The organism is Zavarzinia sp. (assembly GCF_041650655.1).
In the GTDB taxonomy this organism is placed as follows: domain Bacteria; phylum Pseudomonadota; class Alphaproteobacteria; order Zavarziniales; family Zavarziniaceae; genus Zavarzinia.
Window position 1 is genome coordinate 26817 of record NZ_JBAZKR010000010.1, and the last position, 14527, is coordinate 41343.

The 14527-nt window shown below is 69.7% G+C and carries 13 protein-coding genes; 6 read left to right on the forward strand and 7 right to left on the reverse strand.

Features of this window, described 5'->3' with window-relative positions; translation table 11 throughout:
- Positions 1 to 30: 30 nt before the first annotated feature.
- The gene (gene recQ / locus WC493_RS03675; protein ID WP_373062629.1) at positions 31 to 1848 is read right to left on the reverse strand and encodes a DNA helicase RecQ; all 1818 of its coding nucleotides are present in this window, start codon (positions 1846 to 1848) and stop codon (positions 31 to 33) included.
- 64 nt (positions 1849 to 1912) lie between these two features.
- Between recQ and WC493_RS03680 the strand changes: the two genes are divergently transcribed.
- Positions 1913 to 2779, forward strand: a complete 867-nt coding sequence (locus tag WC493_RS03680) for an aldose 1-epimerase family protein (protein ID WP_373062631.1) — start codon at positions 1913 to 1915, stop codon at positions 2777 to 2779.
- Here WC493_RS03680 and WC493_RS03685 read toward each other — a convergent pair.
- The 5 genes from WC493_RS03685 to WC493_RS03705 all read right to left on the reverse strand — a co-directional run bounded on the left by WC493_RS03685 (position 2776) and on the right by WC493_RS03705 (position 6817).
- Positions 2776 to 3879 (reverse strand): hypothetical protein, encoded by a 1104-nt coding sequence (locus WC493_RS03685; RefSeq protein WP_373062633.1) that lies wholly within the window; start codon positions 3877 to 3879, stop codon positions 2776 to 2778. The genes WC493_RS03680 and WC493_RS03685 overlap by 4 nt on opposite strands.
- Before the next feature lie 17 nt (positions 3880 to 3896).
- Positions 3897 to 4133, reverse strand: a complete 237-nt coding sequence (locus WC493_RS03690; protein WP_373062635.1) for a hypothetical protein — start codon at positions 4131 to 4133, stop codon at positions 3897 to 3899.
- Positions 4134 to 4209: 76 nt separating this feature from the next.
- Complete coding sequence (locus WC493_RS03695) at positions 4210 to 4746, reverse strand: cytochrome b (RefSeq protein WP_373062637.1); 537 nt, start codon at positions 4744 to 4746, stop codon at positions 4210 to 4212.
- Complete coding sequence (locus WC493_RS03700; protein ID WP_373062639.1) at positions 4743 to 6140, reverse strand: sensor histidine kinase; 1398 nt, start codon at positions 6138 to 6140, stop codon at positions 4743 to 4745. Before WC493_RS03700 ends, WC493_RS03695 begins: the two co-directional genes overlap by 4 nt.
- Complete coding sequence (locus WC493_RS03705) at positions 6137 to 6817, reverse strand: response regulator (RefSeq protein WP_373062641.1); 681 nt, start codon at positions 6815 to 6817, stop codon at positions 6137 to 6139. The genes WC493_RS03700 and WC493_RS03705 overlap by 4 nt, the downstream gene beginning before the upstream one ends.
- Before the next feature lie 126 nt (positions 6818 to 6943).
- Here WC493_RS03705 and rimO point away from each other — a divergent pair, with 126 nt between their 5' ends.
- Together rimO and WC493_RS03715 are read left to right on the forward strand one after the other, a co-directional pair.
- Positions 6944 to 8284 carry a 30S ribosomal protein S12 methylthiotransferase RimO gene (gene rimO, locus WC493_RS03710; RefSeq protein ID WP_373062643.1) on the forward strand — a complete coding sequence of 447 codons (1341 nt, stop codon included), beginning with the start codon at positions 6944 to 6946 and terminating at the stop codon, positions 8282 to 8284.
- A gap of 89 nt (positions 8285 to 8373) precedes the next feature.
- Positions 8374 to 9531, forward strand: coding sequence for a hypothetical protein (locus WC493_RS03715; RefSeq protein WP_373062645.1), 1158 nt, complete (start codon positions 8374 to 8376; stop codon positions 9529 to 9531).
- A 19-nt stretch (positions 9532 to 9550) separates the two neighbouring features.
- On the opposite strand, the gene WC493_RS03720 is transcribed toward WC493_RS03715, so the two are convergent.
- Positions 9551 to 10381, reverse strand: a complete 831-nt coding sequence (locus WC493_RS03720) for a hypothetical protein (protein ID WP_373062647.1) — start codon at positions 10379 to 10381, stop codon at positions 9551 to 9553.
- A 168-nt stretch (positions 10382 to 10549) separates the two neighbouring features.
- Between WC493_RS03720 and WC493_RS03725 the strand changes: the two genes are divergently transcribed.
- From WC493_RS03725 to glcF, 3 genes are read left to right on the forward strand one after another with little or no spacing between them, the layout of a single operon-like run.
- A complete protein-coding gene (locus WC493_RS03725) occupies positions 10550 to 12037 on the forward strand; it encodes an FAD-linked oxidase C-terminal domain-containing protein (RefSeq protein ID WP_373062701.1) in 1488 nt (495 codons plus the stop codon).
- Positions 12037 to 13239 (forward strand): FAD-binding protein, encoded by a 1203-nt coding sequence (locus WC493_RS03730; RefSeq protein ID WP_373062649.1) that lies wholly within the window; start codon positions 12037 to 12039, stop codon positions 13237 to 13239. Before WC493_RS03725 ends, WC493_RS03730 begins: the two co-directional genes overlap by 1 nt.
- A 4-nt stretch (positions 13240 to 13243) precedes the next feature.
- Positions 13244 to 14524, forward strand: a complete 1281-nt coding sequence (gene glcF, locus WC493_RS03735; protein ID WP_373062651.1) for a glycolate oxidase subunit GlcF — start codon at positions 13244 to 13246, stop codon at positions 14522 to 14524.
- Positions 14525 to 14527: the final 3 nt, after the last annotated feature.

Genomic DNA, 14527 nt, shown 5'->3' on the forward strand with positions numbered 1-14527 from the left:
AAGGCCACGGTGCCCTACGGCGCCCGCGCGTCAGCCGTCGAAATGTTCGATCACTTCGATGAAGCGGTCGGCGTAGCGCTCCAGCTTGGCCTGGCCGACGCCGGGCACCGCGGCGAAGCTCAGGTGGTCGAGCGGGCGGCGCGACGCGAGTTCGTAGAGCGTCGTGTCGTGGAAGATCACATAGGGCGGCACGCCCTGTTCCCGCGCGAGTTCCAGGCGGAGCGCGCGCAGCGCGGCGAAGAGGGAGCCTTCGGTGCTGTCCATGGCCGGGCGGTCGGCGGCGGCAGCGCTGCGCCGGCTGCTCCGCTTCACCGTGGGCGTCACCGGATCGTCGCGCAGCTCGACCTTGCGTTCGCCGCGCAGCACGGGCCGCGCCTCGTCGGTCAGGACCAGCGCGCCGTGACGCTCCAGATCGACTTCGATCAGGCCGAGGGCCGCCAATTGGCGGAGCGTGCCGCGCCAACTCTCCTTGCTGCGGTCGCGGCCGGCGCCGAAAGTCTTGATCTGGTCGTGGCCGAGGGATTTCACCTTCTCGGTCTCGTGGCCCATCAGCACGTCGATCACATGCATGGCGCCGAAGCGCTCGCCCGTGCGGTAGATGCAGGAGAGCGCCTTCTGTGCCTCGATGGTGCCGTCCCTGGTCTTCACCGGGTGCAGGCAGGTGTCGCAATTGCCGCAGGGCTTGGTCTCGGTCTCGCCGAAGTAACCGAGCAGGACCTGGCGCCGGCAGCGCGCCGTCTCGCAGAAGGCGAGCAGGGCTTCGAGCTTGCTGCGCTCGACCCGCTTGTGCGCTTCCGCCGCCTCGGACCCGGCCATGAGCTGGCGCAGCCGCGCGACATCCTCGATCCCGTAGAAGAGAAGGGCTTCCGCCGGCAGGCCGTCGCGCCCGGCGCGGCCGGTCTCCTGGTAATAGGCTTCGATCGTCTTCGGCAGGTCGAGGTGGACGACGAAGCGGACGTCCGGCTTGTCGATGCCCATGCCGAAGGCGATGGTGGCGACCATGATCACGCCTTCTTCCTTGATGAAGCGGTCGTGGTTCTTGGCCCGGATCTCGCGGTCGAGGCCGGCGTGATAGGGCAGCGCCAGGTAACCCTGGTCGACGCACCATTCCGCCATGGTCTCGACCTTGGCGCGGCTCATGCAGTAGATGATGCCGGCCTCGCCCTTGTGGGTATCGAGGAAGCGCTTCAGGCCGGCCCGGGGCTCGACCTTGGGCACCACGGTATAGCGGATGTTGGGCCGGTCGAAGCCGGCCATGAACAGGGGCGCGTCCTGCAGGCCGAGGCGTTCGGCGATGTCGCGCCGCGTCGGGCCGTCGGCGGTCGCGGTCAGGGCGATGCGCGGCACCGCCGGCCAGCGCCGGTGCAGCACTTCGAGCTGGAGATATTCCGGCCGGAAGTCGTGGCCCCATTGCGAGACGCAATGCGCCTCGTCGATCGCGAAGAGGGCGATCTTGGATTCGTCCAAGAGGTCGAGGAAACGCTCGGTCAGCAGCCGCTCGGGTGCCACGTAGAGGAGGTCGAGCGTGCCCTGGCGGAGCGCCCGTTCGACCGTGCGCGCCTCGGCGGGGTCGAGCGAGGAATTGAGGGCTGCCGCACGCACGCCGAGTTGGCGAAGGGCTTCGACTTGGTCCTGCATCAGCGCGATCAGGGGCGAGACGACGATGCCGACCCCGTCGCGGCAGAGTGCCGGCACCTGGTAGCAGAGCGACTTGCCGCCGCCGGTCGGCATGACCACGAGGCAGTCGCCGCCGGCCACGACATGGTCGACGATCTCCGCCTGGCGGCCGCGGAAGGCGGAAAAGCCGAAGACTTTGTGCAGAATGTCGAGAGGGGCTGGCAGGGACATGCCCTGCTTATAGGGGGGCGCGGCCCGACTTGCCAGGGGGCGCGGGGCAAAGGACCATGCGGCCATGACCGACTCTGCCCTGACCATCGCCGCCGGCCCCTGGCGCGCCGCCGTGAAACCCTTCGGCGCCGAACTCTGCTCCCTCGCCCATGAGGGCGCGGGCGAACTGATCTGGCCGGCCCTGGATCCCTGGCGCCGCCATGCGCCCAATCTCTTCCCGATCGTCGGGCGCCTGTCGGGCGACCGGCTGCTGCACCGGGGTGTCTCCTACCCCATGGGCCAGCACGGCTTCGCCCGCGACCTGCCCTTCGCCCTGGTCGAACAGGCGAGCGACCGCGCCACTTTCCGCCTGACCGACGGGGAAGCGACGCGGCGCGCCTATCCCTTCGCCTTCAGGCTCGATATTTCCTTCGCCCTCGATTCGGGTGGCCTTTCGGTCACCTACGAGGTGGCCAATCCGGGTGCCGAGGTGCTGCCCGCCAGTGTCGGTGCCCACCCGGCCTTCCGCTGGCCGATGGACAGGTCGGCGCCGCGCGAAGCCCATGCCGTCCGCTTCGACCAAGAGGAGCCGGCGCCGATCCGCCGCCTCGACCAGGGCCTGATCCTGCCCGAACCGCAGCCGACGCCGGTCGTGGGCCGGGTGCTGGCGCTCGACGATGAGCTTTTCTTGCCCGATGCAATGATCTTCGAGGCGCCGGTCAGCCGGGGCCTCAGCTTCGGCACGGAACGGATGGCGATTCGCTTCACCTGGGAAGGCTTCGGCCAGTTCGGCATCTGGACCAAGCCGGGGGCGCCCTATCTCTGCCTCGAACCCTGGGCCGGCTTCGCCAGTCCGCGCGGCTTCGACGGCGAATTCACGAAAAAGCCCGGCATCTTCGAGGTGATGCCGGGCTCCAGTCGTGTCTTTTCCTACCGCGTGTCCCTGGCTTAGGGGGTGCGGAGGCTCCAGGTCAGCTTGGCGCCGATCAGTGTGTTGGCGATTGCATTGTCGCTCTCGGTCGCGGCGCTGAGTTCGACCTTGGGGCCGTCCTCGAAAGTGTAACCGGCCGAGATTTCGCGCAGGTGGTCGTGATAGTCGGCACCGCCGACCTCGGTCGCATGGTACTTGCGGTCGCCGGCGATCGCGGCGACATCCCACGGACCGTGGTCGAATTCCACCGAGGCGGTGGAATAGAGCGCGTTGGTCGCCGGATCGCCGTCGAAATTCTCGAAATGGGCGACTTCGAGGCGCGGGATCAGGCTGTTGTCGTCGCCGAGATCGATCGTGTATTCGAGGCCGGCGGCTTCGCCGGTCTGGCGGCTGGCGCCGGGGGTGCCGTTGCCGAGCGATTCGAAGCTGACATAGGCCATCAGGCCGGGCAGCGCGCGAATGCCGAAGACCGAGAGGTCGAAGGCCACATTGTCCAGGCTGCCGGTGTTGTAGAGGCCGCCCTGGTCGAGGGTGAAGCGGCGCGGCCGGTCGGTGCGCGGGTTGGTGCCGGTCGGCCGGGTGAACAGGCTCTCGGACAGGAAGGTGGTGTCGAGGGTGAAGGCGGCACCGCGCAGCTCGTAATGGCCGAGTTGGTCGTTGCCGAAATTCACCACGCCGCCGACGCCGTCCGCCTCGGTCAGCTCGTAGTCGGAGGCGAAATCGGTGCCGTAGATGCCCGGCGCATTGTCATAGGCGCGGCCGAACAGCGGGTCGAACTTGCCGGCATAGACGCCGGCCACGCTGGTCCGGTACTGGGCATAGAGCTGTTCGAGATAGGCGCCGGTATTGGCGAAGAAGCGGTTGCCCTCCGGCGTCATCAGGGGTTCCACGGTGATCTGCGACTTGATGCCGAATTCCGGGGTCAGGAACAGTCCGGTCTCCTGCTCCAGCTTCATGTGCAGGTCGTCGTAGGTCTTGCCCGCCGGATCGTTGGTATGGACGAGGCCGTCGTTCTGGATCTCGATCGTGGTCTCGGAATTGATCAGCGGATAGGTGCTGTCGGCGAAGGCCGCGGCCGGCGCCAGGAGGGCAGCCGCGCCGAGGAAGAGGGGGGCGCGCATCGCGTTGCGTACCCGGCTCAGTTCATCAGCTTCTTGGCGTCGCGCATGATGTCGCGGCATTCGCGCTCGTCATGCTCGGCATTGAGTTCCATGTCGGCCCGGTCCACCAGGGTCTGCAATTCCTTGGCCTTGGCCTGATCGGAGGTGGCGGAGACGGCAGCACGGGCGGAGGTGAGATCGGCCGCGCAGTCGGCGAAGGCCGGGGCGGCGACGGCGAAGGCAGCAAACGCAAGGCCGAGCGACAGGTAACGCATGGGGTCTTCCTTCTGGCAGGCTCCCCGGTCGGGGGGAGGACGGCACCTGTCTAGCCGTCCTCCGCTTACGCCGACCTTACGAGCGCGTCGGCAGCATGCGGCGCAGCGTGTTGTCGCGCAGGATCACGTGGTGCCACAGGGCAGCCGCGACATGGAGCACCACGGCGGCGACGATGAGATTGCCCAGCACCTCGTGCGCCTCGAAGGCGAGGTCGGCCAGCCCTTCGTCCTTGGCGGTCAGAGTCGGCACCGGAATGCCGAAGATATCGGCCGGATAGCCGTTGGCATTGGTCGCGATCCAGCCGGCCAGCGGCATTACGATGATCGCGGCATAGAGGGCGAGGTGCAGCGCCTTGGCGGCCAGGGCGGCGAGGGGCGGCGCCGGTTCGGCGGGCGGCATGCCGATGACGATCCGGGCCAGCGGACGGATCACCGCGAGTACCAGGACGATCAGGCCGAGCGAGCGGTGCACCGCCACGACCGACGCCTTCAGCGCGCCGGGTTCGAAGAAATCGATGCTCCAGGCGATCGCGAAGAGGGCGATCAGAAGGGCGACGACGGACCAGTGAATGGCCCGGATCACGGGGTGGACGGGGGTGAAGGCGGAGGTCATGTCAGGTCCTTCTCTTTGTTGGTCCAGGTGACGGTGAAAATGGCGCCGCCCCCGGGCCGGTCGGAGATGGCGACGCTGGCACCGTGGCTCGCCGCGATTGAACGGGCGATGAACAGGCCGAGGCCGGTACCGCTGCGCCCCGAAGGCTTCTCCGAGGTCCAGAAACGCTCGAAAATCCGCTCGCGCAGCTCGGGCGGGACACCGGGGCCACGGTCGGCGACGGCGATGCTGCGCGCGCGGCCGTCGACCACGACATCGACCTGAGTCTCGGGCGGGCTGTGATCCAGCGCATTTTCGATCAGGTTGCCCAGCATCCCTTCGAGGGCGGCCCGATTGCCGGCGACGGTGAAATCGCCGTGTTCTTCGATGCCGAGGTCGGAGTGGCGGTTCAGCGCCAGGGGCACCATGCTCTCGACTGCGTCCCGGGCGAGGTCGAGGGCGGACAGGCGGTTCTCGGCCCCGGCATAGAGGCCGGCTTCGGCGCGGGCGGCGGCCAGCAATTGGCCGACCAGCCGTTCCAGCCGAGCCAGATCGTCGCGCAGCGCCGCCTCGGGCACCATGCCGCCCGGCGCCTGGTCGAGCCGGGCGAGTGCGATCGCCAGGGGGGTACGCAGTTGGTGCGCGGCCTCGGCGGTGAAGCGGCGCTGCGCATCGATCGCGCCCTCCAGCCGGTCCAATATGCGGTCGACGGCCTGGACCAGGGGGCGCACTTCGCTCGGGATGTCCGGTCGATCGAGACGCAGCCCGGGCGGCGCCAGGCCGATGCGGGCCGCGGTGCGCGACACGTCGGAGACGACCGACAGGCTGCCGCGGATGGTGGCGATGCCGATCAGGCCGGTGAAGATGGTGAAGGGAATGCCGACATAGAGGAGGTCTTCGGTCGCCTCGCTCGACAGGACGTCGAGCAGCTCGTCGTCCGGGTTGGCGGCTTCGATCACGGCGATCTCGACCGGCGCGCCGGTCGCTTCGCTGTGTCCGGCCAGCCCGTCGCGGGTGGTCGGCAGGTCGCCGAAATCGTTGGTCTGCTGGGGCCTGAACTGGAAGAAGCCGTCGCCGTTGTCGGGGAGATGGCTGAGGATACGCTCGCCGTCCGCACCGGGCGAACTGGCGATCAGGCGGCCGCCGGCGTCGTAGACGGCATAGAGCGGGTCGGCCGGCCGGCCGCCGTAATCGGTCAGGGCGGGGCTTTCGGTGGCGACGAAGGGGGCGCCGTCCAGGCCGACCGCCAGCGCCGTCTCGACTGCTGCGAACTGGGCGTGCAGCGATCGGCGGTCGAGCGCCGGGCCGAGTTCGCGCACGCGGAGCACGGCAAAGCCGATGGCGGCGAGCGTGGTCAGCAGGAACAGGCCGCCGATTCTGACCGCCAGGCGGCGCTGCAGCGATACGCCGGTCACAGCGGCGGCATGGGTTGAAGCAAATAGCCGAGGCCGCGCACCGTGACGATGGCGCAGGCACTGCCTGCCGCGTCCAGCTTGCGGCGCAGGCGGTGGATCAGGACTTCCAGGGAATTGGAGCCGATCACCGTGCCGGAGTCGTAGAGGCTCTGCTCCATCTGGGTGCGGCGGACCACCTTGCCGGCGCGCCGCAGCAGAATTTCCAGCGCATTGCCCTCGAGGACCGAGAGCGAGATCGGCTTGCCATCCACCTCGGCCTGCCGGGTGTCGGGATCGAAGGCGAGGTCGCCGAGGCTCAGCACACAGTCGACCGCGGAATGGGGCCGGCGCAGCAGGGCCCGCAGGCGGGCCACCACTTCGCTCAAGGCGAAAGGCTTCACCAGATAGTCGTCGGCGCCCCTGTTCAAGCCGTCGATACGGTCGTCCAGGTCGTCCCGCGCGGTCAGCACCAGGATCGGGGTCGTGTCCTGGCGGCGCCGGAGGCCGCGCACCAGGCTGAGGCCGTCGCCGTCGGGCAGGCCGCGGTCGAGCACCATGGCGTCGTAACGGAAGTGGCGGGTCAACTCCTCCGCCTCCGCCAGCGTAGCGGCGCGGTCGACCGAGAATCCGGCCTGATGCAGGCCGTTGGCCACCAGGGTGGCCAGGTCACCCTCGTCTTCAAGCAGAAGCAAACGCATGGAACGGACCCGTCATTCGTGCGCAGAGCCTATGCCACTTTGCTTACGGTAGGCTGACGGCCGGGCCTTGCGGAATGGCGCCATCGCACCCATAAAGGCCCGAACGCCGTTTCCCCCAGGAATATCATGTCGAAATCAGTCGCCGCGCCCAAGGCCGGCCCGAAAGTCGGTCTCGTTTCGCTGGGTTGCCCCAAGGCGCTGGTCGATTCGGAGCGGATCGTCACCCAGCTCAAGGCCGAAGGCTACGAGATCAGCCCGGACTATGCCGGGGCCGACGTCGTGGTGGTGAATACCTGCGGCTTCCTCGATTCCGCCCGCGCGGAATCCCTCGACGCGATCGGCGAGGCGCTGGCCGAGAACGGCAAGGTGATCGTCACCGGCTGCCTCGGCGCGACGCCGGACCTGATCCTGTCGCAATATCCGAACGTGCTGGCGGTGACCGGGCCGCATCGCTACGAACAGGTGATGACGGCGGTGCACGGCGTGGTGCCGCCGCGCCACGACCCCTTCCTCGACCTGGTGCCGCCCGCCGGCGTCAAGCTGACGCCGCGCCACTATGCCTATCTGAAGATTTCCGAAGGCTGCAATCACCGCTGCTCCTTCTGCATCATCCCGCAGCTCCGCGGCGACCTCGTCTCGCGCCCGATCGACGAAGTGCTGCGCGAGGCGGAGAACCTGGTGAACGGCGGCGTGCGCGAACTTCTGGTGATCAGCCAGGACACCTCGGCCTACGGCGTCGACCTGCGCCACAAGGGGGCCGAATGGCGCGGGCGCGAGCGGCGCGCCCATATGACCGATCTCGCGGCAGGATTGGGCGAACTCGGCGCCTGGGTGCGGCTGCACTATGTCTATCCCTATCCCCATGTCGACGAAGTCATCCCCCTGATGGCCGAGGGCAAGGTGCTGCCCTATCTCGACATTCCGTTCCAGCACGCCTCGGCCTCGGTGCTGAAGGCGATGCGCCGGCCGGGCAACCAGGAGAAGGTCCTGCAACGCCTCGCCGCATGGCGCCGCGACGTGCCCGACCTCGCCATCCGCTCGACCTTCATCGTCGGCTTCCCGGGCGAGACCGAGGCGGATTTCCAGGAACTCCTCGGCTTCCTGAAGGAGGCGCGGCTCGACCGGGTCGGCTGCTTCCGCTACGAGGCGGTCGCGGGTGCGCCGGCCAACGACCTGCCCGGCGCCGTGCCGGAAGAGGTGAAGGAGGAGCGCTGGAACCGCTTCATGGCACTCCAGCAGGAAATCTCGATCGAGAAGCTCGACGCCAAGGTCGGCCGCACGCTCCAGGTCATCGTCGACGAGATCGATACCGAGGACGGCGTGATCTGCCGCTCCTATGCCGATGCGCCGGAGATCGACGGCAATGTGATCATCGAAGAGCCGACGCGGCGTCTCCGCCCGGGCGAAATCGTCGAAGTCACGATCGAGGCCGCCGGCGAATACGACCTCTGGGGCCGGCTGGTTTGAATCCGGCCGGTTCGATAATCGCAGGGGTTGTGGCCGCACGCCGCCGCTGACAGACTGGCGCGGGGTGCCGGTCCGGCAAGGGGGAAGTCATGGTGTGTCTGGTCGATCGCGGCTTTGTCGCGGCGCTGCTGATGGCGGCGGCGGCGGCTCTGCCCGGTGTCGCCTTTGCCGAAGGGGCGGCGACGCCCGCCGTCCCCGAGACCGCCCCCGCGATCCCGCCGGCAGCACCGCCGGTGCCGCCCGCCAGTTGGGTGCCGGGCGGCGGCGAGGCCAAGCCTCTGGCCGAGGGGGCGATGGCCGAGAAGCGTGAGCGTTGGCAGCTCCGCGCCCGGGCAGACGCCTATGCGGCACCGATCGACTTCATCCTGGATGTGCACCGCGAATACCGTCCCTTCGACGAGGTGATGGACAGTTACGGCGCCACCGCGGGGGCCGACGGCTTCATCGCTTCCCTGGGCCCGACCGAAGGTTTCGCCGCGCTGGGCGGCGACTGTCTGCTCGATCATTGCGTCTTCACCGGCAATTTCTCGACCGGCGGGCGGGTCGTGCTCGACGTCGACCTGCGCGATGGCAAGCCGAACGGCCGTTTCGCCGTCGCGGCCGACGTCTACGACGTGCCGACGGTCCACGGCACACTGGAATTCGTGGGGCCGGCGGCACCCGACGTGGAGGTGCCGGAGGACGACCTGATCCACGCCTTGGCGCTGGCCGGCTTCATCCTCGACGATTATGAGGGCAATCCCCGTATGGCGCTGGCCGCCTGGCAGAAGGATCGCGGCCGCGCGCCCGTCGGCCCGCTCGGCGCCGGCGACTGGGCGGCCTTGAAGGCCGAGGCCGACAAGGCGGCGGAAGCCGCCGGCTGGACCGAACTCCGCGATGCCAAGGCGGGTTATGTCCTGACCTATCCGGCCAAGCTCCTGGTCAAGGACGAGGCGATCAAGGGCGGCGGCCGGCGCCTTTCGTCGGCCGACGGGCGCTTCCGGGTGGAGATCACGACGGCAAAGCCGTTCGCCGACGCCGCCATGGAAGACACCTACAACAAGCTGGTCGCAGAAAAGAAGGGGCGCAACGTCCAGTTCGCTTCGCTCAGTGGGCCCTGGCTCGAAGTGAAGGCGGTCGAGAAGGGCGAAGTCGAGTGGACGCGGATCGAGAACGACGAGGCGGGGATGCGCCGCCTGGTGTTCCGCTTCCCCGAAGACGGTGACCAGGCCCGCTTGGTCCCCCTGTTCAAGCTGACGCTGCCCTGATCCGCCGTGCGGCCGGTCCTCAGATCCGGCTGCGCGGTGCCCGCAGCAGAAGCCAGAGCGAGCGGAAGGCCGCCAGGCTGAACAGGCCCAGGAAGCCGGCGACCACCGGCAGCAGGTTCATCGAGGCGGACTGGGTGCCGGTGCTCACCGTCTCGATCTCGTCGAAGACATCGTTCACGGCCAGGGTCTCGCCCACGGCCTCGGCGAGGTCGCCGGCCGCGGCCGCGATCTGGCGGCCCATCGCCTCCGTGCCCGCGGCCGGGGCGAGCGAAAGATCGATTGCCAGGGGCATCGCCGCGACCACCGTGACCGCCTCGACCGACAGGGGCCGGCCGCCCCCCGGATTGAGTGCGGTGATGAAATAGCCCTGGCCTTCGACCAGCGTGGCGACGGGCCCGGGCACGGCTGCGATTTCGCTGGCGCTGCGTCGCGGCATTCCCTTGCGCATCTGATGCAGGTGGTTGGCGGTGACATCGACCGTATGGGGTTCGCCCGCGTCGTTCAGCAGGCCGGCGATCTGGCCCAGGCGGGCCGGTGCCGGGGCGCCACCCGAACGCCAGGCTTCGAGCTGGTCGCAGTCGGCGAAGGCCATCACCTGGTGCCGGGCGGGGCCGGCGGCCGCGGCCAAGGCCTCGGCCAGGGCGGTTTCCGCCGGGGCTTCCGGCGACAGGCGGCAGAAGCCTTGCGGCGGCGCCAATTCGAGCGGCCGGCCCAGCACCACCAGGGTCTCAGCCCGGGCCGCCACGGGGGCCAGCACGGCCGCGAGCAACAGCCCGGCCACCTGCCCGGCGCGGCGGCCGGCCAAATGTGGCTGGGGGGCGAAACGCTCGATCCGGTGGGTGAAACGCAAGGCTGCCTCAGGTTCTTCAGGACCCCTATAGCGTCACAATTTGCCGGCAAACTCGCCCATAATTGTCACCAATATGGTTAAGTCGCGTGGCTTGTGTGGGGTGAGTCGCGGGCTTGCAACACTGGCGCAAACTGCCATCCTGACGGCGGGAGGAGGGATGCCATGGCCTTGAGGATGCCGCTGCCGGACCAGGCGGTGATCGAAGGCCGCGACGGTCTGGTCGCCGCCTTGCGCCGCCTGTTGCCGGCCGATGCGGTGATCGCGGCGGACAGTGCCGTGGCCGCCTATGAATGCGACGCCCTGACCGCCTATGCCCAGCGCCCGCTGGCCGTCGTCCTGCCGCGCACCACGGCCGAGGTCGCCGCCGTGCTGCGCCTGTGCCGCGAGCGGGCGGTCAAGATCGTGCCGCGCGGCGCCGGGACCTCGCTTTCGGGTGGCGCCCTGCCGCTGGCCGACGGCGTCGTGCTGAGCCTGGCGCGCTTCAACCGCATCCTCGAGATCGACCTCGACAACCGCTGCATCGTGACGCAGCCCGGCGTCACCAATCTCGCCCTGACCAAGGCGGTGGAGGCTGACGGTTTCTTCTACGCGCCCGATCCGTCGAGTCAGATCGCCTGTACCATCGGCGGCAACGTGGCGGAGAATTCGGGCGGCGTGCATTGCCTGAAATACGGCCTGACCACCCATAATCTCCTCGGTCTCGAACTGGTCACCATGGAGGGCGAGGTGCTGCGCCTCGGCGGCAAGGCGCCGGAAGGCAGCGGTTACGACCTGCTCGGCATCGTCACCGGCTCCGAAGGTCTGCTCGGCGTGGTCACCGAGGTGACCGTGCGCATCACGCCGAAGCCACAAGGGGCCGGCGCGCTGCTCGCCGGTTTCGCCACGGTCGAGGCGGCGGGGGCGGCGGTCGCGGCGATCATCGCCGCCGGCATCGTGCCCGGCGGCATCGAGATGATGGACCGCCTGGCGATCAATGCGGCCGAGGATTTCTGCAATCCCGGCTACCCGCGCGAGGCGGAGGCTCTGCTCATCGTCGAGCTGGACGGCCCGGCGGGCGAGGTCGAGGCCCAGATGGACCGGGTCGAAGCCATGCTTCGCGAGGGCGGCGCCACCAGCCTGCGGCGGACGCGCGATGATGCCGAAAGGCTCGGCTTCTGGGCCGGGCGCAAGGCGGCCTTTCCCGCGGTCGGCCGGATCTCGCCCGACTATCTCTGCATGGACGGCACCATCCCGCGCGGCCGCCTGCCCGAAGTGCTGACCAGGATCACCGAATTCTCGGCCAAATACGGGCTTCGCTGCGCCAATGTCTTCCATGCCGGCGACGGCAACCTGCACCCGCTGATCCTCTATGACGCCAACCGCCCGGGCGAACTCGAGAAGGCCGAAGCCTTTGGCGCCGACATCCTCTGTGCCTGTGTCGAGGTGGGCGGCGTGCTGACCGGCGAACACGGCGTCGGCATCGAGAAGCGCGACCTGATGGGCACGATGTTCGACCCGACCGATCTCGCCGTGCAGCAGCGCCTGAAATGTGCCTTCGATCCGGCCGGCCTGCTCAATCCCGGCAAGGTCTTTCCTGTCCTCCACGCCTGCGCCGAGCTCGGCCGGATGCATGTCTCCGGCGGCAAGCTCCGCTTTCCCGAACTGCCGAGGTTCTGATGGAACGCCTGCGCCCGACCACGATCGAGGATCTGGCCGCCGCCGTCGCCGAAGCGGCTGCGGCGGCACGTCGCCTGCATGTCGTCGGTGGGGGCACCAAGGCGGGCTTCGGCCATCCCGTCACCGCCGAGGCGGTGCTGGAGCTTTCCGCCTTTTCCGGGATCCAGTCCTACGAGCCGGCGGAACAGGTGATCACGCTCGGCGCCGCCACGCCGCTCGCCACCGTGCAGGCGGCACTGGCCCGGAACGGCCAGTGCCTGGCCTTCGATCCACCCGACCTCGGCCCGCTCTATGGCGAGGCGGCGGGCCTGGGCACCATCGGCGGTGCCGTCGCGGCCAATCTCTCCGGTCCCGCACGGCCGCGGGCAGGCGCTGCGCGCGATCATTTGCTGGGGGTCGAGGCGGTGACCGGGCGGGGCGAGATCTTCAAGGCCGGCGGGCGCGTGGTGAAGAATGTCACGGGTTACGACCTGCCCAAGCTGCTGGCCGGTTCCTTCGGCACGCTGGCGGTGATGGCGCGCCTCACGCTCCGCGTCGCGGGCACGGCGCCGGCCACGGTGACGGCGGCCCTGCTCGATCTGGGTCCCGCCGCCGCCGGCAAGCTCATGCAGCGGATCGCCGGCAGCCCGCTGGAGGCGCTCGCCATCGCCTATCTGCCGGCCGATGTCGCGGTGCGGGCGCGCCATCCCCTGGCCGGCTCGGCCCTGCTGGTCCGTTTCGACGGGCCGGCGACGGCGCTCGAGGAACGCCTGGCCGATCTCCAGGACCTGGTCGGCGGGGCCGCGGCGGTCGAGGCGATCGAAGGGGCGGCGTCGGACGAGACCTGGTCCGCGATCCGCGACATCACCGGCCTGCTGCCGGAGGGCGAGCGGCCGTTGTGGCGCCTGTTCGTGCCGCCGGCGTCGGGCTGCGCCTTGGCGCAGGATCTGGCCGCGCGCCTGCCCGGGCTTCGCTGGTTCGCCGATTGGGCGGGCGGCCGGCTCTGGCTCGCCGCACCGGCGGGCGGCGATGCCGGGGCATCGGTGATCCGGCCGGCGGCCAAGGCGGCGGGGGGCAGCGCCACGCTGATCCGCGCCGATGCCGATCTCCGCGCCCGCGTGCCCGTCTTCGAGCCGGCCGATCCGGCCCGCGCCGCGATCGAGGAACGGGTTCGGGCCGCCTTCGATCCCGCCCGCATCCTCAATCCCGGCAAGCTCGGCTGAGCGCATGCGGACCGACTTCGCCCCGGAACGCCTGGCCGCCGACCCGACACTGGCCGAGATCGACCAGATCCTGCGGAAATGCGTGCATTGCGGCTTCTGCACCGCGACCTGCCCGACCTATCTCCTGACCGGGGACGAACTGGACGGGCCGCGCGGCCGGATCTACCTGATGAAGGAGATGTTCGAGGCGGACCGCCCGGCCGACGAGGTGGTGCGCGACCATCTCGACCGCTGCCTCGGCTGTCTCAACTGCATGTCGACCTGCCCCTCGGGCGTCGACTACGCCCATCTCGTGGAATACGGCAAGGCCCATGTCGAGGCGACGGCGCCGCGCAGCCTGTTCGACCGCCTGATCCGGGCCGCCATCGCCCTGGCCCTGCCCGGGCGGCGGCGCTTCCGCGCCAGCCTGCTGGCCGGCTTCCTGTTCGGGCCGATCGTGCGCCGCCTGCCGGGCCGGCTCGGTGCCCTGGGCGCCCTGGTGCCGGCCAGGCTGCCGGGGCCGACCCTGGTGAAGCCGGGCCAGGTCCATGCCGCCGAAGGGCTGCGCAAGGCCCGCGTGGCCCTGGTCATCGGTTGCGTCCAGCCGGTGCTGCGGCCTTCGGTCGATGCCGCCGCCGTCCGCCTGCTCACCCGCCATGGCGTCGAGGTCGTGGTGCCGCCTTCCGCCGGCTGCTGCGGCGCGCTGCCGTTGCACATGGGTAAGGAGGCGCAGGGCAGGGCCATGGCGGCGCTGTTGGTCGATGCCCTGGCGCCCCATCTGGACGGGCTCGACGCCGTCATCGTCACCGCGTCGGGCTGCGGCACCACGATCAAGGATTACGGCCACCTCTTGCAGGGCGATCCGGTCCGGGCCGCGGCGGCGGCGCGGATCGCGGCGCTGGCGCGCGACGTGACCGAGGTGCTGGACGGCGTCGAGCTCGCCCCCACGGGCGCCGCGGCCGGGCGGCCGATCGCCTATCACGACGCCTGCTCGCTTCGCCACGGCCAGCGCGTCTCGGCGCCGAAACGCCTGCTCGCCAAGGCCGGCTTCACCGTGCGGGAGGCGAAGGACGCCCATCTCTGCTGCGGTTCGGCCGGGACCTACAACATGCTCCAGCCGGAGCTGTCCGCCCCCCTCGGCCGCGACAAGGCGGCGGCCCTGGCGGCGACCGGGGCGGGCGTCGTGGTCGCCGGCAACATCGGCTGCCTCACGCAGATCGCCGGCCATGGCGCGCTGCCCGTGTTCCACACGGTCGAGATGCTGGACTGGGCGACCGGCGGTCCGAAGCCCGAAGGCTTGGCCTGAACG